The 20,692-nt window shown below is 48.4% G+C and carries 11 protein-coding genes; 7 read left to right on the top strand and 4 right to left on the bottom strand.

Going from position 1 to position 20,692, the window contains the following annotated elements; genetic code table 11:
* Positions 1-2 precede the first annotated feature (2 nt).
* Positions 3-791 carry a DUF4198 domain-containing protein gene (locus ACXAH4_RS16915; RefSeq protein WP_474882727.1) on the bottom strand — a complete coding sequence of 263 codons (789 nt, stop codon included), beginning with the start codon at positions 789-791 and terminating at the stop codon, positions 3-5.
* Positions 792-986: 195 nt separating this feature from the next.
* Between ACXAH4_RS16915 and ACXAH4_RS16920 the strand changes: the two genes are divergently transcribed.
* The 3 genes from ACXAH4_RS16920 (at position 987) to ACXAH4_RS16930 (ending at position 5,439) form a co-directional block, all read left to right on the top strand.
* On the top strand, positions 987-3,362 hold the full coding sequence (locus tag ACXAH4_RS16920) for a TonB-dependent hemoglobin/transferrin/lactoferrin family receptor (RefSeq protein ID WP_474882729.1): 2,376 nt from the start codon (positions 987-989) through the stop codon (positions 3,360-3,362).
* A 142-nt stretch (positions 3,363-3,504) separates the two neighbouring features.
* Positions 3,505-4,104: a PepSY-associated TM helix domain-containing protein gene (locus tag ACXAH4_RS16925; protein WP_474882731.1), complete on the top strand. Its 600-nt coding sequence runs from the start codon at positions 3,505-3,507 to the stop codon at positions 4,102-4,104.
* A gap of 12 nt (positions 4,105-4,116) precedes the next feature.
* On the top strand, positions 4,117-5,439 hold the full coding sequence (locus ACXAH4_RS16930; RefSeq protein WP_474882732.1) for an NADPH cytochrome P450 oxidoreductase family protein: 1,323 nt from the start codon (positions 4,117-4,119) through the stop codon (positions 5,437-5,439).
* Between the two features lie 137 nt (positions 5,440-5,576).
* Here ACXAH4_RS16930 and mdh read toward each other — a convergent pair whose 3' ends face one another.
* Complete coding sequence (gene mdh, locus ACXAH4_RS16935) at positions 5,577-6,515, bottom strand: malate dehydrogenase (protein ID WP_119502582.1); 939 nt, start codon at positions 6,513-6,515, stop codon at positions 5,577-5,579.
* Between the two features lie 225 nt (positions 6,516-6,740).
* Between mdh and argR the strand changes: the two genes are divergently transcribed.
* The 4 genes from argR to ACXAH4_RS16955 all read left to right on the top strand — a co-directional run bounded on the left by argR (position 6,741) and on the right by ACXAH4_RS16955 (position 13,251).
* Positions 6,741-7,205 (top strand): transcriptional regulator ArgR, encoded by a 465-nt coding sequence (gene argR / locus ACXAH4_RS16940; RefSeq protein WP_119502583.1) that lies wholly within the window; start codon positions 6,741-6,743, stop codon positions 7,203-7,205.
* A gap of 257 nt (positions 7,206-7,462) precedes the next feature.
* On the top strand, positions 7,463-8,635 hold the full coding sequence (locus ACXAH4_RS16945) for an efflux RND transporter periplasmic adaptor subunit (RefSeq protein ID WP_474846166.1): 1,173 nt from the start codon (positions 7,463-7,465) through the stop codon (positions 8,633-8,635).
* Positions 8,635-11,781, top strand: a complete 3,147-nt coding sequence (locus tag ACXAH4_RS16950) for an efflux RND transporter permease subunit (protein ID WP_474846168.1) — start codon at positions 8,635-8,637, stop codon at positions 11,779-11,781. Before ACXAH4_RS16945 ends, ACXAH4_RS16950 begins: the two co-directional genes overlap by 1 nt.
* Before the next feature lie 3 nt (positions 11,782-11,784).
* Positions 11,785-13,251 (top strand): efflux transporter outer membrane subunit, encoded by a 1,467-nt coding sequence (locus tag ACXAH4_RS16955; RefSeq protein WP_474882734.1) that lies wholly within the window; start codon positions 11,785-11,787, stop codon positions 13,249-13,251.
* Between the two features lie 100 nt (positions 13,252-13,351).
* Here the strand turns inward: ACXAH4_RS16955 and ACXAH4_RS16960 are convergent, their stop codons facing one another.
* Positions 13,352-16,408, bottom strand: a complete 3,057-nt coding sequence (locus ACXAH4_RS16960) for a TonB-dependent receptor (RefSeq protein WP_474882736.1) — start codon at positions 16,406-16,408, stop codon at positions 13,352-13,354.
* Between the two features lie 563 nt (positions 16,409-16,971).
* A complete protein-coding gene (locus ACXAH4_RS16965) occupies positions 16,972-20,100 on the bottom strand; it encodes a TonB-dependent receptor (protein WP_474882737.1) in 3,129 nt (1,042 codons plus the stop codon).
* Between the last annotated feature and the right edge of the window lie 592 nt (positions 20,101-20,692).

The raw sequence follows: 20,692 nt of genomic DNA on the forward strand, positions 1-20,692 counted from the left end.
CCTTAAAAAGCTTCTAACGTTAACGTGGTTGTGTAGCTGTAAAGCGGTACCGCTTCGCCTTCCGGTGCGGCTTCTTTCACGCGGACCTGCAGCAAGTACAATCCCTGTTTATCCAGGGTGGCCGATGCAACACCTTTTGAGTTGGTCGTTAACTTTTGAAAATCTGCTTCTTCGCTGAACTGATCATTGGCGAAATACACCGTTACCGTCTGCTCAGCCAGTGGTTTGCCTTCGTACTGCAGGGTGAATTCAAACCGGTCTCCCGCAAACAAACCATTAGGATGGGTCGCTGGCACAATCTCCAGTCCTTTACCCGTGCCGGCTAATACTTTTTCAGTAGGGCCTTTCTTCGTTACATAGGCAACCGCGCTGGTCACCGACTGAAAGTGCTCTGTCAACACAGCCCCTTCCGGTAAAGGTTCTTCATTTCCTCTCACCGAACCGCGCTCACCATTCAAATCGTAAACGCGAAAAATCGCCCCCAACCGCTTACCGGTGGAAAACTTATAGGTCCCTTCCTGTTCCAGTGTCTGTTCAAGGACATTACGGGTTTTCAGATTCACCACCGTTTCTACCGGTACGATACTGCCATCGGGTTGCTCAACCTCGAAAGGTGCATTACTGATGGCCACTTCGGGCACAAAAAACTGCTCTGCGAATGACGCATCCAGGGTCATCGAGTCACGGCTAACCGGCTCAAAACTAAGCGGTTTCAGGTAAGGAGTGTGGGCGTTCGCTATGGGTGCAAGCATCATCATTGTACTTGCCAGTGCTAAGGATTTTATTTTCATTTTTTAGTACTTAGGTTGTAAAAAGTTTCCCGATCTTATTGCAAATGGGAATTGTTATCAATATCATCCTCAATCAAATCTGAGCGGCGATAGTGTTAAACACCTTTTCTGCGCATCGCATAACTCTCCTTTTTTCGCCACTTAGATCTAAATACTAATTATTTGCACTTTTATTAATATTGCACGGAGCCACTCATGAACTTCAAACGGTCAGCCCTGTTTTTTGCAGTCACGGCGATCTTGTCTGGTAATGTTTTCGCACAAGAAAAAGAACAACTCGCCACAACCAAAGTACAGAGCGAAGACAGTAAAGAAATGACATCCACTGCGGTTACTCTGGATGCTAAAACGCTGGCAGAACAATCAATTACCAACATCGAAGATACCGCCCGCTATGAAGCCGGCGTTCAAATTAATGATTCGGGAAACCGCTTCGGTGATGACGGATTCAATATCCGCGGTCTGGAAGGCGATGCTGTTGCCGTATCCGTAGACGGTATCTCTCAGGGTGAAACCCTTAACCCGTCAAGCTTTGCGGCTTACGGTATGTTCGGTTCGAGCCGTGGTCAGGTAGAACTTGAACACGTTAAAACCGTAACAATTTCGAAAGGTCCAAGTGCTGTCGCAAACGGCTCAGGCGCACTGGCCGGGGCAGTAACCTATGTCACTAATGATGCCGCAGATTTTCTGCCTGTGTCCGGCGATGCAACCGGCGGCAGAGTCAAAACCGGTTTCGATTCACGTTCAAACGAATGGTTGATCAACGGCTCTGTTGCAAACCGTACCGGCAATTTTGAAAGCCTGTTGCAATACACCCGACGTGACGGCAATGAAACGGAAGCCCACAGCAACGGTGCAGATATTTCCGGACCTGCACGTGGACAGGCCGATCCGATGGATAACACTTCAGATGCCGTGCTGCTGAAGCTGGCCTATAACTTATCTGAAGATGCACAAATTGGTGTGGTTTACGAAAAAACTGACCGCTCTTCAGATGGCACGCCGTTATCCCGTGAACCGGCTGAAGGTGAAACTGCCAGCTATTACAATTTCAGCAGTAATGACGAAAATAACCGCGAGCGCGCGGGTATTTTCTATAAACAGGACAATGCCGGTAACCTTTTCTTCGACAGCATTGAAGTGAAAGCAGATTATCAACAACTGTACACATCCGGCCTGACCTCTTTTCTTTACTCAAGCCAGGGTGCCGTGATCCTTCGTCAGGAAGATCGCAGCTTTGAACAGGATTCCACCAGTCTGAAAATCGACCTTAAAAAGTCGGTTGAGGGAGATATCAACCATGACTTTGCTTATGGTGTGAATTATCAATCTGTGTCTGTAGAAAACATCATGTATGACCGCCGCTACGATGGTGAAACCACCAGCGACCCGGTACTGGATGGTTACCCTATTCTGGATCAGGGCTTTGTTCCTGCATCAGATAAACATGTCCTGTCTGTGTATGCTGCCGACACCATGGCACTGAACGAAGTAGTAAAACTGTATGTAGGTGCACGCTACGACAAAACAGACTATGAGCCGGAATTAAATGACAGTTTTTCCGATCCGCTGGGCCAGAGCGTTTCCGATGCACAATTTAACGCTCTAATCGGTGAAGTAGGATTAAGCTATGAATTCATACCCGGTCAGGAAATTCAGGCAAAAATCAGTCAGGGCTATAAAGCACCGACGCTGCAGGAACTCTATTTTGGTACTAACTCCGGCGAAGAAATTACGGATACAGTTACCGGCACGGTTTATCAGGACATTGACGAAATATCGAATCCGAACCTGGATGCGGAAAAGTCTGTTAACTATGAAATCAGCTACCTGGCTCAGTTCGAACGAGGCTTTATCAGCCTGAGCGCGTTCAGAACAAACTATACAAACCGCATCCAAAGCGAAACCTTTTCTACCCCTTACGATGCTGAAGTAAATATTGAGACCTGCAGTTACTACACCGGTACCTGTACAAGTGAAGTACTGACAGAAGACGTCTATACCCAGGCACAGAACTCCGGTGAAATAAAAGTTGAAGGGATTGAATTCAGTGCCTTTTATTTATTCACAGACAACATTACCGGTCGCCTGACGTATTCTGCCCTGGACGGTGAATACCTGTCTGAATACACGCCGGCCAGCGAGGGTGATTTCGACTTTTATGATAAAGGAGATGATCTTGAGACGCTGGCACCTGATTCTGCGACGGTGAGCGTTGGTTACCTTTCAGACGAGCGCAACTGGGGTATTAAAGCCCACATGGTTTATTCAGCCGGAATGGATGAGTCTGATCAGAAGAGTTTCACCTCGCTGAACAACGGCAGTGGCCCTTTCTTCTACCCGCAAAGCTATACCGTGTTTGACCTCACAGGTTTCTATGCGATCACAGAAAACCTGACACTCACAGCGGCTATCTACAACCTGACAGATAAGGAGTTCTACAACTGGGGTGTTGTGGACAATCTTCGCTCAGGTAATGGTGGTTTCTTCTCAGGTGTCAGCGGTACCGGTTACCAGCGGTTCTCTGAACCGGGACGAAGCGCAAGTGCCTATATCACTTACACTTTCTGATAAGCAAATTACTCTGATATGACGATAACCGGCCTGCTATGCGGGCCGGCTTCACTTCAAAAAATAATAATTCCCATTATCATATCCCTATCCTGCTTTGAATTATGTTACAAAGCCTGTATTCCCGAATTAGAGTAACACTATGCGATTTTCCCTTGGCAGTGCCCGGCAATGGCACTGGATCTCAGCCGCCATCTGTATAATTGGCATGTTCATGTTCGCCATAACCGGTATCACGCTTAATCACGCGGCGGATATTGAAGTCGCCCCGCAGGTAAGAAATGTTGAGGCGGAATTACCGGATCATGTGCTGTCTGATATCAGTGAGTTGCCTGAAGGCTCTGTCGCTCTGCCCGCTTCATTAAGAAATTGGCTGGCTGACGCTCAGCGCATCACGCCGCCGTCAGATAAGGAAGGAGAATGGGATGGTGTTGAGCTGTATGTTTCCTGGCCCGGTCCCGGTCAGGATCACTGGTTGTCGGTGGATACCGAAATGAGTGAATTAGTGTACGAAGGCTCAGATCGCGGCTGGATAGCTTACTTTAACGATTTACATAAAGGCCGGAATACCGGCACAGTGTGGCAATGGTTTATTGATATTTTTTCTGTGGTAGTGATTATTTTCACCGTCACCGGACTGCAATTACTGATTAAACAGGCGCCGCACAAAGCGTCAACCTGGCCGGTAACGGCACTGGGTTTCCTCATCCCTGTTTTTATTATGCTGGTTTTTATTCATTAAGGTATTCTGGTTGTGACCGAGTTTGAACGTCTGCTGACGGGTCTTTTTATGGTAGCGGCCTACACCCTCTGGGTTGGCTATCTGTTCTGGAAAAACAAAGGGAAGAACTTGCTGAGGCAGCACACTCAGGAAAGCAACATTGTGATTGCCTGGGCAAGCCAGACAGGTACCGCACAGGCACTGGCAAAAGCATATGCTGCAAACCACAGTGAATTTAAACACGGTGTGCTGATGCCATTATCAGCCATCACACCGGAGCGTTTGAAAGAATTCAAAAGGGCTTTATTTGTAGTAAGCACTTACGGTCATGGTGAGCCGCCCGATAACGGACGTTCATTTTTTAAAGCCCTGAACCGCACCCGCAGGAACGAAACTGAATTATCTCATCTCGAGTATGAAGTCGTCGCGCTGGGAGACAGTAAGTATCCGCATTTTTGTGCTTTCGGCGAACATATTGATAAGCGGTTGAATGCATTGGGTGCAAGCCCCGTTGCACCACTGGTTAAGCTTGATCACAGTAAAGGTGAAGAGACTGCCGCACTGGCACAATACTCATCTGCAAATGTGGCTGTACCCGCGTATGAGGATTTCACGCTTATCCGCCGGCGACAACTCAACAGTGGTCCCCGTCACCCGCTTTTTGAAATCGATCTGTACGCCGGGCACAATGTTCAGCAATGGCAAGCCGGTGATATTCTTGATGTACTGCCTTTGAATACATCAGGGGAAATCGCCCGCAGCTATACTATCGCCTCTGTAAGCAGCGAAAGTAACATCATTAAATTGATTATAAGGCTGGCGATAAAAGAGGACGGCAGTCAGGGCCTGGCCTCAGGGTGGCTGACACAGCAGTTGAAGATTAACAACACAGTTAAAGCTAAGTTGCATGTAAACCCCGCATGCCACCTTACACTTAACAACAAACCACTACTTCTGATAGCTGCCGGCAGTGGACTGGCAGGTATTCGTGCTCAGTGGATGCAGGCAGCAGAACAGCAACATACAGCACCGGTCTATGTACTATTCGGTGAACGCACACGGGAACATGATGACATCCTGTCAGAAGTTATTCCTGCACAGGCGCTGAACGCAGCCAATGTTAACGTGAAACGGGTATTCTCACGTTGTCCGGACCATCCCATGTATGTGCAACAAGCACTGCAACAAAGCGAAGATGCGCTGCGTGATGTGGTAAACAATGACGGCCAGATATACGTTTGTGGCAGCTACGATGGTATGGGTGAAGGCGTACACCACACATTAATCAGGATGCTCGGAGAGGAACAGGTGCAACAGTTAACCGACAGCCACCGTTATCACAGGGATGTGTATTAAGTCGCTCTGATATCGCTGTGGAACGCAGTCATCCTTAAATCATCCTGTACTTTCAAACAATTCATTCTGTGCCTGAAATCAGGGCATAAAAAAACCGGCTTTTGAAAGCCGGTTTTCAATGCATTATTGAAACGGGATTAGCCGTTTACGAATTCAACACCAATTTTGATGTCGCCACGCAGGCCTTCCAACATGTCGTCTTTCGCCTTTTGTTCGAAAGCGCTCAGCTCGCCGTATGGCAGAATTTCTTCAACGCCGTTAGGACCTAAACGTACAGGGTGTGCGAAGAATGCCGCGTCATCGCTGTCGTCAGTTTGTACATAGGTGTACTCAACAACGTTTTCACCTTGCATTGCAGCAACCAGAGACAGACAGAAACGTGCTGCAGCCTGACCCATAGAAAGCGTCGCAGAACCGCCGCCAGCTTTCGCTTCAACAACCTCTGTACCTGCATTCTGGATGCGTGTAGTCAGGCTTGCTACTTCTTCGTCAGTGAAAGAAACACCTTCAACCTGGCTCAGCAGAGGCAGGATAGTCGTACCGGAGTGACCACCGATTACAGGAACATGTACGCTTGATACGTCCAGACCTTTCAGTTCAGACACGAAAGTCTCAGCACGGATCACATCCAGAGTAGTAACACCGAACAGCTTGTTCTTGTCGTAAACGCCTTTTGCTTTCAGCGTTTCAGCAGCGATAGCAACAGTAGTGTTTACAGGGTTAGTGATAATACCAACACAAGCAGAAGGACAGTTATCAGCAACACCTTCAATCAGGTTCTTAACGATACCGGCATTGATGTTGAACAGGTCAGAACGGTCCATACCAGGCTTACGCGGAACGCCGGCCGGAATAAGAACAACGTCACAACCGGTAAGCGCATCAGCCAGATCATCTTTACCATGACCGGTAACTTTCACCGCGGTGGGGATGTGGCTCAGGTCAACAGCAACACCAGGAACAACTGGCGCAACGTCATATAACGCTAATTCAGAACCTGCTGGCAATTGTGTTTTCAACAACAATGACAGCGCTTGACCAATACCACCGGCAGCACCTAACACGGCTACTTTCATACCATTTCTCCTATGGAATAGTTACTCGTCAAAAAAACGGAGCGTCACAGTAAATCAACGCGTAAAAAAACTCAATCACCCAATGGTCTTATGCATGCATAATGGGTATAAGCCGCAAGATTATGCAATAATTTGAATGGATATGCATAAATATTGCTTAAATGTGATGACTACGGCACAATAATAGCGGTTTGTACCCTTAAACACCAAATACGACAGGAAAATATGGCTAACGTAAAACAAGAAAAGATGATCAAAGCCTTCAAAGAGATCCTGAAAGCAGAAAGCTTCGGGTCTCAGGGTGAAATCGTTGAAGCACTGAAATCACAGGGTTTTGATAACATCAGCCAATCAAAAGTGTCCCGTATGCTGAGTAAATTCGGCGCGGTAAGAACGCGAAATGCCCGCGGTGATATGGTTTACTGTTTACCACCTGAACTTGGCATGCCTACGGCGAAAAGTCCGCTTAAACAGCTCGTGCTCGACATTGTACACAATAATGTGATGGTAATCATAAGAACCAGCCCCGGTGCCGCACAGCTTATCGCAAGATTGCTTGACTCTCTGAGTCAGAAAGACGGCGTGCTGGGTACCATTGCCGGTGATGATACGATTTTTATCGCCCCGGCTGACGTCACCCGTATCGAAGAAATTCGTCAGCGCGTAGAGAACCTGTTCGAAAACGTCTGACACAGTTGCTATTGCACAAAGCACCTTTTCAGGTGCTTTTTTTATTCCTTCAGCATTGTACCCCCTTTGTAAATGGCGCGTTCATTCACGGCAAAAACGCCGGTGAATGAGTAAATTCGTCCCGCTTTTTCGCTAATCTGCCTTCTCATAAAACCGCGTTAACCCTGCCTTAACCCTCCTTGTCGATACACTCTGCTTCAGCAAACTGACGGGAAAGCGCTTAGTGCCGTCAGCTCCGGATTAAACAAGGAATCGCCATGAAGATCGCCACCACCCTCTGTGTTCTCACCAGCCTGCTTACCCTTTCAGCCTGCAGTGACACAACACAAAATCAAAGCTCTGCGCCCCGCGCCACCGCCGTTAGTGCAATTACCATAGCCACACAAACGTTCCCGATTACCCGCACGCTGCAAGGCCGTGTTGTTGCACAACAAACCGCTCAGATTAGGCCACAGGTCGGCGGCGTGCTCGAACAGCGTTTGTTTGAAGAAGGCAGTTTTGTAGAAAAAGGGCAACTACTCTATCAGATTGACGATTCAACCTATCGCGCCAGCGTAAACGAAGCCAAAGCAGACTTGGTGAGCGCCAAAGCGTCTGTGGAGTCAACCCGGCTTATTGATGAGCGCTACCAGAACTTATTAAAGATAGAAGGCATTTCCCAACAAGATGCCGATAACGCCCATGCAGACTATCTGGTTGCTCAGGCCTCACTGGCGAAAGCGCAGGCGGCACTGGACTCTGCCAACGTTAATCTTGCTTTCACCCGCATTACTGCACCCATCAGTGGCCGTACCGGTATTTCTAATGTGACCGAAGGCGCATTGCTTACTCAGGGCCAGGACACGGCGTTAACCACCATTCGCAAACTCGACCCGATTTATATAGATATGACAGAAACCAGCGAAGGTGTGCTTGAGCGCCGTGCCATGATGCAGCGTGAGGGCGTAACATCCGGCTCAAGTGATGTTATCGCCATGCTGGAAAACAATACTGAATATGATGAAACCGGCTCCTTCACTATGCATGAAGTAGCTGTTGATGAAGCCACCGGCTCTATTACCTTACGGGCGACTTTTCCCAATCCGGACGGCATTCTCATGCCTGGCATGTTTATCCGCACCAAAGTCACCATAGCGGTAGACGAAAACGCGATTCTTGTACCCCAGCAAGCCGTGCAGTTTGACAATAAAGGCAATGCTTTCGCCTGGGTAGCTTCAGGGAGTAAAGCAGTGAAAAGGTCGCTGACCTTACAGGAAGCCACCGGTAATAAATGGCTGACTGAGTCCGGCATCAAGGCCGGTGAAAAAGTGATAGTGGAAGGCATCGACGGTTTACAGGACGGCGCAGACATCACCGTTACTGAAGTCACGCTGAACGAAGATGGCAGAGTGGCAGCGCCGAAAGCAAAAAATCAGGAAGGAAATGAGTAATGTTCGCCCGATTCTTCATAGATAAGCCCGTATTCTCCTGGGTTGTCGCCATTATTATTATGCTGGCGGGAACCGCTTCCATACTCTCTTTACCCATTGCCCAATACCCTGATATTGCGCCGCCTACTGTGAGCATCAGTGCCAACTATTCCGGTGCAGACGCCCAAACCGTGGAGAACAGCGTCACGCAGGTACTGGAACAGCAGCTTACTGGTCTTGACGGACTATTATATTTTTCTTCCTCCAGCTCATCCAGCGGCAGTGCCAGTATCTCGCTGACATTTGAGCAGGGAACGGATGCCGATTACGCGCAGGTACAGGTTCAGAATAAAGTGCAACAGGTGAACTCCCGCTTGCCTTCTGCCGTGCAATCTGAAGGGGTGACGGTAACCAAATCGCAAAGCGATATGCTGCTTATTGCTGCTGTTTACGACGAAACCGACGAGGACTCTGAGTTCGATATCTCGGATTATATCGCCTCAAATATGCAGGACACCATTGCCCGTACTGAAGGTGTGGGTGATATCAACGTATTCGGTTCCCAGTATGCCATGCGCATATGGCTCGACCCGGCAAAGCTGGCGGCATACGAACTGATGCCCTCAGATATTACCTCTGCCCTGAGCGCCCAGAACGTGCAGGTACCCGCCGGTAAAATCGGTGACATGCCCTCTCCCGATACGCAGGAGCTGAATGCTACCGTAACGGCTCAGTCCATGCTGCAGAGTGTTTCCGATTTTAAAAACATCATTGTGAAGTCTGACCGCCAGGGCACCGATGTACGGTTATCTCAGGTTGCCCGTGTTGAAATGGGCAGTGAATCGTACACAGCTGTTCCCCGTCTCGACGGTCATCCTGCATCCGGTATTGCCATTATGCTGGCTCCCGGTGCCAATGCGCTGGATACATCAGAACGGGTTAAAGCGGTATTGAGTGATCTGGAAAAGAATTTCCCGGACAACTACAAAATGGCGTTTCCGAAAGACGCTACCCCGTTTATCAAGTTATCAATTCTGGAAGTCGTGGAAACCCTGATCATCGCCATTGTTCTGGTGGTATTGATCATGTGGTTGTTCCTGCAAAACTGGCGGGCAACAATTATCCCGACCATTTCCGTGCCCGTGGTGCTTTTGGGTACATTCGGCATCATGGCCGCAATGGGCTACTCCATTAATACCCTGACCATGTTTGGCCTGGTGCTGTCCATCGGCTTACTGGTAGATGACTCCATCGTAGTGATTGAAAACGTGGAACGGTTGATGTCAGAGGAAAAGATGTCGCCCCGGGATGCCACGATCCAATCTATGAAAGAGATCACCTCTGCCCTTATCGGTACATCCATTGTGATCTGCGCCGTGTTCCTGCCTATGGCTTTTTTCAGTGGTTCAACCGGCGTTATCTACCGTCAGTTTTCGGTAACCGTGATTTCGTCCATGCTGTTATCGGTATTTGTAGCGTTAACGCTAACCCCAATGCTGTGTGCATCACTGCTAAAAGATACCGGCGCAAGCCGTCAGACAGGGGGCTTTTTCGGCTGGTTTAACCGTATGTTCGATAAGTTTGCCGACAAATATAACCTGCGTGCGGTATCGGCGATTAAGCGCCCTAAATTCTGGCTGGCCGGTTATGTGGTAATTATTGCGGTGATGGGCCTGATGATGGTGAAACTCCCTTCCAGCTTTTTGCCAGAAGAAGATCAGGGTGATGTAATGGTGATGTTTAACTTACCTGCCGGTGCATCGATTACCCGTACCACCGCCATTGCCGATGAAATTCAGACTTATATTCAGGAAGAGGAATCGGATCTGGTTGATCACTTCTTTACAGTTTCAGGCTTCAGCTTTTCCGGTAGCGGCCAGAACGCAGGTATGGGCTTCCTGTCACTGAAAGACTGGGACGAAAGAACCGGCGACGGTGAATCGGCATCAGACATTGCCGGTCGCCTGATGATGAAGATGAGCGAGCTCCGCGATGGCAGTGTTATAGCTATGCTGCCGCCGGTGATTCAGGGTCTCGGTCAAAGTAACGGCTTTACCTTTGAGTTGCAGGCAGCAGCGGGCACAACCCGTGACGAACTGACAGAAATAAAGAATGCTTTTTTACAACAAGCCCGCACCAATCCGCTGCTGAGTGGTGTGCGTGAAGGTACGCTAAGTGAAACCCCGCAACTGGATATCGATATTGATAACGAGAAAGCGGTTGCCATGGGGTTAAGTTTGTCAGATGTGGCCGACACCTTATCTTCGGCCTGGGCCGGTTCTTATGTGAACGATTTTCTTGACCGCGGCCGGGTGAAAAAAGTCTACATTGAGGGCGACAGTAACTACAGCGCCAAACCGGAAGATTTGCGCCAGTGGCACGTGCGTGGTACTGACAGTGACGGCAACACCACCATGACACCATTCAGTGCCTTTTCCAGTGTTTCCTGGTCGCAGATGCCGCAAACCTTAAGCCGCTTTAACGGCCTGGCTTCCTATGAGATTCAAGGCAACGCAGCGTCGGGCGTCAGTTCCGGCGAAGCGATGGCGGAAATGGAGCGCCTTGCAGATGAAGTGGGTAACGGCAAGGTGACCTATGCCTGGTCCGGATTGTCCTATCAGGAAAATCTGTCCGGCGGGCAATCTGTCTACCTGTACGCCATTTCTATTCTGGTAGTCTTTCTGGCACTGGCAGCACTTTACGAAAGCTGGTCTATTCCATTCTCGGTAATGCTGGTTATTCCGCTAGGATTAATTGGTGCAGCACTGGCAGCCACTTTCCGTGGCCTTGAAAACGATGTTTACTTTCAGGTTGCGCTGCTGACCACCATCGGGTTATCCGCTAAAAATGCCATCCTGATTGTTGAGTTTGCCGAAGCCGCTTATGAAAAAGGGCAAAGCGCCGTGGATGCCGCCATTCAGGCAGCAGCACAACGTCTGCGCCCGATCATTATGACCTCGCTTACCTTTGTCTTTGGTATTTTCCCCCTTGTTATCGCATCGGGTGCAGGAGCAAACAGCCGGATATCCATCGGAACAGGTATCTTGGGCGGTACGCTAACCGCGACTTTGCTGGCCATATTCTTCATTCCCATGTTTTTCGTACTGGTAAGAACTGCGTTTCCGGCCAGAAAGCCCGTTTATGACACTGCTGCGGATAAGGAGTAATCAATGCAACCTACACGTCATTTTAGCAAGATATCTCTGTGCGCCGTCGTTGTCGCCCTGTCGCTGAGCGGCTGCGCAACCCTGGCGCCGGATTATGAGCGCCCTGCATCACCGGTGCCCTCTGAGTGGCCGGCAGGCGAGGCTTACACTGATTCAACGAATGTTGAACAAACGTCGCTGCAGAATGCTGACGCCATTTTGCAGCTTCCCTGGCAGTCGTTTATTACCGACAGCAGAATGCAGAAAGTGATTCAGACGGCACTGGATAACAACCGCGATTTACGACAAACCCTTGCAGATGTAGAGGCAGCAAGAGCCACCTACCGCATTCAGCGGGCTGAATTGTTTCCTACGTTGAATGCGAGTGTAACCGGTACGCGGGCGAAATCGTCAGACGGCTCCGTTAGCACCAGCTATGAAGCTGATGCCGGCCTAAGCGGATACGAAATTGATTTGTTCGGCAAGAATCAGAGCGCAACCGAAGCTGATAAGCAAAGCTTGCTTTATTCTGTGGAAACAGCCAGAGCGGCAAAGATCACGCTTATTGCCGAAACCGCCAATGCCTGGCTGACGCTGGCGTCGGATCAGAGCTTGCTGAAACTGGCGGAAGAAACCGCACAAAACGCACAGAAAGCCATGGAGATCACCCGCCGCCGTAATGAGCTGGGCGTCGACTCAAAAGTGGATGTGCTGGATGCGCAAACCACCTACCACACTGCAATGGCAGATATTGCCAGCTACACCACGCAGGTCGCACAGGATATTAATGCGCTCATGTTACTCGCAGGCAGTGGCATAGATAAGCAATGGTTACCTGATGGTCTGCCGGAGAGCGATGATTTCATTAGCGTGATCCCGGCAGGGCTGACGTCCGACATTTTACTCAACAGACCGGATATACTTGCCGCTGAGCATAACCTTAAATCCGCCAATGCAGATATTGGTGCCGCCAGGGCAAACTACTTCCCGTCTGTTACGCTAACCGCGACCGGCGGCCTGGCCAGTAATGTGCTGGCAGACATTTTTAGCGGTGGCGCGTCCACAATCTGGAGTCTTATCCCTTCAGTATCGGTGCCAATATTCACTGGTGGCGCCAACGATGCGCAACTTGATTACGCGAAGGCCAATCGGGACAAAATGGTTGCCGCTTATGAATACAGCATCCAAACCGCATTTTCTGACGTGGCAGATGCACTGGCAAGACGGGGCACCATTGCCCGTCAGCTTGGCGCGCAGCAGGATTTAGTCGATGTCGCATCAGACAGTTACCGCCTGTCACTGGCCCGCTATGAAAATGGCGTGAACAGTTTTCAGGATGCCCTCACCTCACAACGAACCCTGTACAGTGCACAACAGTCGCTGATTTCTACACAGTTAATTGACTTAAGCAACCGCATTACCCTTTACCGGGTGATGGGCGGAGGTCTGGGTGATGTTGATGATGGCAGTGCTGAAACTGCCGGAGGGTAAATGCTGAGGTAGTTTTTCTTTAAGCTAAAAAAAACCGCCGTAAAAACGGCGGTTTATATGCTTTTTTCTGAGTTAAGAAGCTGAGCTACCTGTCGTCAGATTAGAAGTTGTAGTTTACACCTACACGTACTTCCCACAGAGACGCATCACCCATACGGGCTTCAGGTTCTGAGGCACCGACTTCAACAGTGTTGAAAAGCACACGCTCAGCGACACCCCAGTCGTCATTCAGGAAGTTAGTGAAGTTATCAAATACGATAAATGCACTGGCACTGTGACCATCTGTGAAACCCGGCAGTTGCTGAGTTAAACGCAGGTCAATCTTGTTCCACCATGAACCGTCTTCGCCGTTACGCTCTCCGCCAACTGGCAGCACGTTGTTACTATCCAGGTATGGTGTAAAGCCGAATACGCCGTTGGAGTCGTTTCGGGACAGCGTGTAGCTGTACGGCTTGCCAGACTGAATAAGACCGAAGGCGCCCAGAGTTGTAGGGTAACCATCAATCAGTTCGATGTCATAGCTCACATTCAGCGTGAAACGGTGTTCAATGTTGTAATCAGACAGCGAAGAAACCTGCTCATTCGGCGAGGTAAATGCACGGTACTGATAGTTAGAGAACGCCACAGAACTGGTCATAGGCTGAACGTCTTCAGCATGGTTATACGCATAACCACCGGCCAGGTTGATGCCGTTTTCGTACTGCTTCATTACACCGAAAGATACTGTGTAAGAGGTAGACTCAACATCAGAGTTAGTCAGTACAAAAGAACCAACACGGTTGCTTTCGTAAATGGCATAACCATCATCTGTAGTACCAACCTGGTCCAGATCGCCACGCAAAACAATTGCCTGGTTTTGTGTGCGGGACACTAACAGGTCGGCCTGAAGGATATAGTTGTCTTCGGTCTGGTGAGTCACGCCCAGTGCCATTTTAAGCTCTGACGGAATTTCGAAATCAGGGTCAAGATAGTTGATTTCGTTATTCGCTCCGGTACCTGCAGCAACGGCATTGAACATTTCAGATGGGATACCGTAACCGGGACCGGCTGGTACACCGTCTTCTACGCCAAGATACACCACGTCTGCGTCAAACAGTGAGCGTGAGCCGTCTGTGTAACCGTAGTCCCGGCCACGGGCACCAAACTGCAATACGTTGTTGTTTGAGAAGTTGTTAGATAACCAAACGTTAGGGTTACCACCAGAGAACAGACCCAAGCCACCACGTAGTTCAGTGCTGTCGTTCAGGTAATAATTAAAGCCGATACGTGGCTGCAGCAGACCTTCGCCATCCAGCGTTCCGCTGTTAGAGAAACCGTAGCTTTCTACGAATTCTGCATTTTCTTCCGGCGCTGAATCTGTGGTGTACCAGTCATAACGTAAACCGACTGTCAGAGTCAGGTCATCGTTAAAGGCAAACTCGTCTTCCAGATACAGTGCGTTAATTTCATAGCTCCAAACCGCAGCTGCATCGTTAGGATCGCCGGATGGTGCGTTGTTGTAGTAAATCGCACCCGGTAAACCCGCTTCAAATGCTTCAATGCCGCCGTAGAAACGCATTTCTGTTTCAGTGTGCTGAACGAACACGTTAAATACATCGAGGGCTTCGCGCTCGTAACCGAATGTCAGGTCATGACCATTATCCAGAGCGTAATAACCACGAAGAATAAGACCCGTCACATCGTAGTTCAAATCGTTAGCCTGACGGCTGTCGTCACCACCGATATACACAGTAACTTCTTCACCGGTATCCGGGTTCTCAACGTAAATCTGCATTTCACCGAAGTTCATACCACCAACAGCACCGGTCTGGTTTTCCAGAGAGTTCTGACGGTTATCAACATCAAGGTAAGAGTAACGGATTTCGGTAGAGAATTTGTCGCTCCAGTCAGAGTACAATGACAGTACGTGAGATTGTAATTCAGTCCCTACTTCGTACAGGTGGTTTTGCAGTTCAAATTCATCCAGATCACCATCGGACTCAGCAAAGAAGTTACCGTCGTTATAGTTGTAGGTATAGCTTAAACGGTGTGCATCATTGATGTTCCAGTCAAGACGAACAAGCAGCTTTTCATCTTCTTCAGGAATGCTGGTAGGCACCGGGCCCGGGTCATACTGGTACAGCTCGTTAGAAATACGGACGATTTCATCCAGATCTTCCTGACGCAGGCCAACTTCATTAATGGCACCGGAACCAATTGCGCCACGGGTAAAGATGCTTGAACCTTCATACTTTTCATATGAAACGAAACCGAACACAGTATCTTTAAGCAGCGGAAAGCCTACATTAAAGCCGTAACGCTTATCGCTGTAGCTTGGAGAAGCAATAGAATCACCTTCCAGTGAGTCACCTTGCAGAGAATCAGAACCGTAATCGTAGAAAGCGCCACCGTGGATTTCGTTGGTACCGGTCTTCGTAACGGCATTGATATTACAACCTGTAAAGCCAGAGTAGATTACATCAAAAGGTGCAATTTCTACGGTAACCTGACTTAATGCGTCATAAGAGAAAGGCATACGGATAGTCGGATAACCGTTTGAGCCTAAACCAAAGGAGTCATTCATTTTTACACCGTCAACAGTCAGGCTGTTGAAGCGGTTAGATTTACCCACACACTGAACAGGGTTCGAGTCACCACGGGTTTCGTCAACGTAAACCCTTGGGTCAATACGAATGATATCCGTGATGTTACGGTTAATAGCCGGCGCACTTTTCATCGACTCAAGATCGAAGCTCGCTGACGGTCCCATTTTACCGAATGCAGCAGCACCCAGCTGAGAAGCGGTGATTTGAATAACTTCAATGTTACTGGATTCTTCCAGCTGGTAATTAAAGTTAAGTGGTTCACCCAAAGTCAGGTAGATGTCAGACACTTTAGTGTCATTGAAGGTATCAGAATCTACAGTAATTTCATATGGACCACCAACACGCAGACCACTCAGTGAGAACTGACCTGCAGAGTTAGTAGAGATGGTTTTCACAGCACCTGTTGGGATGTGCTTCAGGGTGATAACCGTATCAGGTGCAGGGTTCCCCATAGGACCAACAATGCTACCTTTTATCGATGACGATGTCTCTTGTGCAACGGCTGCAGCGGTAAGACCAACGGACAATGCCACTGCAAGCGCAATGCGCGTGAGTTTAACGGGTGTGTTCATGTGTGTTTTCCCTTGAGTATTTTAATTTATCCGCATTCAGGATGCCTGCAGGCATATCGTGCTGAGCGGTTAAGACCTGAGTACCCACACAGGATGACACTTTTATGACAAAAACAGCTTGCCGTGTTGGTTCCTGTACAGCGTATAGGCCAATCAGACCAACTGGTCTGAAACTGCCAAGACAACGATTAAAATCCTTTTTTACTAAAATGCTTTTTCTGTCGTTTTCGACGCAAATCTATGGCTCTTCCCAGCCGGTTCCGTACAAATGAAAAAATACGTAGCCAGTTTGCCGGAAAATTTTGGCATTTCATGCGCCGACCCCGTTTAATATTACTGGACATTATTTGCGCTATCCAGCAGAAATTTACGGTTTACTGACATAAAACGGTCCTAGTGAAGCAATATTTTGTGTCATATTTATTACAAGAGAGATTTTGTATCGAAGAGGTATATTGCGGAGGAAAAAAACATAAAGAAAAAAGCCAGCTATCCGGAAGAAAGCTGGCTCTGAATGGACTGTCGTCAGGTTATTATTATTATAATCCGTTAGTCATCTCTTATCAGAAGATGTACTTCACGCCTACCTTGATTCGCCAGGTTGACTCAATAGAATCAAACGAGTCGAAGTTGCTCAGGTTAGTACCGCCATACGCTTCATCGTAAACGTACTGACCATTTTCGTTGATGTCGTAGTCATACAGCAGGTTCTGCGGATATGACAGGTCATAAGTTTGACCCCACTCATCGTTCAGCAGGTTAGCAAAGTTGTCGATGTTCAGGTAAAACTTACCTTTATGACCTTCAACAAAGCCCGGGATTTCCTGAGAAATAGACAGGTCCATTGTCGTTACCCAAGGCTGAGTAGAAGTATACTTATCAGGATAACCACCCGCAGCACCGGCAATACCGGCAGCTTCAGCAAATGCCATTACTTCTTCGTAAGTCAGAGAACTGTTCGCCCAATCTACAGCAGGATCATCTGCACCTGTTGGTACATAAGGCAGATAGGTATCTGAACCAGCGAAGGTATACTGATCACCCAGACCAACATCGTTGTACGCGCCCAGAGTCCAGGAGAAAGGACGGCCTGAACGACGTTCAAAGAACATAGTTACGTTAGTGTTGTAACCACTGAAGAACTCGTGATCGTAGCCTAAAGTCATAACCAGACGATGCTTAATCTCGTAGTAAGCAGTTCCAACCATAGGAACGTTACGGTTAACACCCACTTCGTACTGGTAGTTAGACTCAGCGGTAGAGCTGGTACCCGGGTTTGCTTCAGTGATATCAGTGTAAGTGTAAGCTGCGCTCCACTTGATACCGTTATCCCATGATTTGTTCAGCATGGTAGTCAGCAGAATATTACGACCGCCATCGTCTGAGTTAGTCAGTTGAAGATCATAGTTACCTTCGTACTCAGTACCGTCATACACGCTGTCCCAGATAATACGACCGCCATCAGCAGTACGTCTGCCATTGTCTACGCGGGACAGGTCAACCCAGTATGCTGCGTTTTGCTTATCAGTATAGGTAAACTCAGTAGTCCACGCGAAGTCTTCGCCTACACCCGGAATATCAAAGGTGTAATCAGCGGCGATGTTATAACGCCAGTCTGAAGGCAGTTCGAAATCAGGATCGATCTGGTTAGTGCTACCAGCGCCTTGCGCAAGCTCAGCCTGCAGAGATGCCGGTACAGTAGTGAAATCAACTTCTGATGCATCGATGGAAGAAGATGTCGCGCCGTCTTTAGTCACACCATCGTTGGTATAAGCATTGGATACCCAAACCAGAGGCATACCACCGGTAAAGCGGCCAATACCACCACGGATAGTCAGATTTTCAGTGACGTCGTAGTTAAAGCTTACACGCGGCAGGAAGATGTTGAAGCCGTCCATGTTCTCTGTGTTAGAGAAGCCGTAAGTATTTACGAAGTTAGCGTTTTCCTGTGGCGTATCGTCAATTGTCAGATACTCATAACGCAGACCGGCAGTCACTTCAAAATCATCAAACAGTTCGAAGGTCGCATCACCGTACAATGAGTACTGAGTGCTGCTTACGTCGTAGGCAATATCTTGCACGTTGTTGGTGTAGGCATTGGAGTATTCAACATAAGAAGGCGCTTTGTTCTCAAAGTCTTCAATGCTGTCGAAGGTCCAGGTACCGGCAGAGTCACGACCGTACAGGTTGTAGTTCCAGGTATCTTCAATTTCAACACCGAACTTGTACTCTACGTCGCCAGCCAGATAGGTAGCGTGCAGACCGAAGTTCCAGACTTCGTTAGCCAGTTCGTTGGCCTGACGGTTTTCGTCCTGACCTGCAACGATGGTACCGTCTGCAGTACGAATGTTAATTTCACCCCAGTTGGAGTTGGTGTTAGATGCTTGCTTGTATTCTTTGTAAGACAAAGAAGCTTCAGTCTGGAAATCCGCAGACCAGTCTGAATACAGGTGACCGGTGTAGAAGCGGTTGGTCTGTGCCATAGTCCATTGATTAGATAACAGACTTACCGTGTCCGAATATTGGGTATAGCCATTCAGTTCAGAGGTATCCTGGTCGCTGTAGGTGAAATCAGCACGATGATCGCTGTTGATGTTCCAGTCCAGTTTGATCAGGATTTTCTCATCTTCATTTGGCGCTGGTGCACCACCGATTGAATCAGTCAGACCATAGGTATTTTGCAGAATACTAACTACCTGATCCACTTCGGCATTAGTCACATCATGACCAGAAGCTTCAAGATTGCTGAGGTTATAATCGAAGGCTACATCTTCTTCCCAATGCTCATAAGCACCAAAGAAGAACAATTTGTCTTTCAGGATCGGACCACCAACAGTAAAGCCGTATGACTCTTCGTCGTTGCTCACTTCAATTTCGTTGCCCGGATTCAGGCGATTGTCTTTCGCATCACCAGTCCATGGAACATTCTCAATGAAAGCTGTACCGTGGAATTCGTTAGTACCTGATTTAGTGACTACGCTGATGTTACCGCCACCGAATTTACCGGCACGGGCACTGAACGGAGAGTAATCGATAGAGACCTGAGATACTGCATCCAGAGAAATTGGCGGACGGTTAGTAGGGTAACCATTGCCTTGCAGACCAAAAGTATCGTTTACGCCCACACCATCGATTGTCAGTCCATTGTACTTCGGGTTTGAACCGGCTACTGACAGTTCGTCACCGTCTACGACTGCCAGCGGGTTAGCACGCAGTACGTCTTTGATATCACGATTAAAGGTAGGCATTTTGTTCAGCTGTTCCTGACCGAACACTGAGCTTGAACCTTTATTAGCGAAGAAATCACGTGCACCGGTAACAGTGATACGTTCTACGTCGCCCTGGGCTTCCAGAGCCTGGTCAAGAACGAATGCATCGTTGATGTCCAGATAGACATCTTCAATAACGGCACTTTGAAACTTATCAGACTCGATAATAATTGTGTAAGGACCGCCAACACGCAGACCACGGGCAGAAAACTGACCGTCAGCATTTACAGTCACTTCCTTTACCGTACCGGAAGGCTGGTGAAGAATAGTAATAACACTGCCCGCTGCAGGATTACCCTGAGGACCCGAAATTACACCACGCATCGCAGAAGACTGGCCTTCGGCTGCAACTGCAGCAGATGCTACGCCTACTGAAAGCGCAACAGCCATCGCAATGCGATTGAACTTACTTTTAGTGAACATGTGTGTTTCCCTATCGTTTTTTAAAAACTCTCTGAACGTTGGGTTTTTATTTTTGTCCAACGGATCAAGATAACTACTTTCCCGTGATGCTGACTGGCCATGACCTCAGAAATGTGACAGTTCATGACACTTTCGTTTTCAACTTCACGCACATCACGATTCAGAGCGAACTATCCGGTGACTTAACCCGGAAGAAACATTCACTCTAAAGAAATACTATCCAGTCTTATTTTTCACAGATAAACCGCCACTTCCCTCTGATACAACGGAAAGGAACCAGCCAACAATTGCTTGTTGGCTGGTAAGTTTTCTGACGCCAGGTGACCGCAAATTTGACCACTGTGGCTGCAACAACCTGCCTTCTTATTCTTCTTACAGGTATGTTTTTGTGATTCTGACCGGGGAAAAGCCATGCACTTTGGAGATTTGGCTTTTCCCCTGGTCATAATCGACAAACGGTAGCAACATCAAAACAGAGAAAATGGCGCTACCGGCATTAACTGGAAACGGCTGCAATTCTTCGCGAGTTTTATGTCAGCTTTATGACAGCAATGTAAACGAAGGAACTTCTAACACACTGACCATGCTGATT

The organism is Alteromonas sp. ABV2_168, assembly GCF_056161165.1.

What these genes read in the sequence shown, in the direction of transcription:
- argR (WP_119502583.1), top strand. Translation starts at nt 6,741, where the DNA reads ATGGCTAACGTAAAACAAGAAAAGATGATCAAAGCCTTCAAAGAGATC.
- ACXAH4_RS16955 (WP_474882734.1), top strand. Translation starts at nt 11,785, where the DNA reads ATGCAACCTACACGTCATTTTAGCAAGATATCTCTGTGCGCCGTCGTT.
- ACXAH4_RS16960 (WP_474882736.1), bottom strand. Translation starts at nt 16,408, where the DNA reads ATGAACACACCCGTTAAACTCACGCGCATTGCGCTTGCAGTGGCATTG.
- ACXAH4_RS16945 (WP_474846166.1), top strand. Translation starts at nt 7,463, where the DNA reads ATGAAGATCGCCACCACCCTCTGTGTTCTCACCAGCCTGCTTACCCTT.
- ACXAH4_RS16920 (WP_474882729.1), top strand. Translation starts at nt 987, where the DNA reads ATGAACTTCAAACGGTCAGCCCTGTTTTTTGCAGTCACGGCGATCTTG.
- ACXAH4_RS16965 (WP_474882737.1), bottom strand. Translation starts at nt 20,100, where the DNA reads ATGTTCACTAAAAGTAAGTTCAATCGCATTGCGATGGCTGTTGCGCTT.
- ACXAH4_RS16950 (WP_474846168.1), top strand. Translation starts at nt 8,635, where the DNA reads ATGTTCGCCCGATTCTTCATAGATAAGCCCGTATTCTCCTGGGTTGTC.
- mdh (WP_119502582.1), bottom strand. Translation starts at nt 6,515, where the DNA reads ATGAAAGTAGCCGTGTTAGGTGCTGCCGGTGGTATTGGTCAAGCGCTG.
- ACXAH4_RS16925 (WP_474882731.1), top strand. Translation starts at nt 3,505, where the DNA reads ATGCGATTTTCCCTTGGCAGTGCCCGGCAATGGCACTGGATCTCAGCC.
- ACXAH4_RS16915 (WP_474882727.1), bottom strand. Translation starts at nt 791, where the DNA reads ATGAAAATAAAATCCTTAGCACTGGCAAGTACAATGATGATGCTTGCA.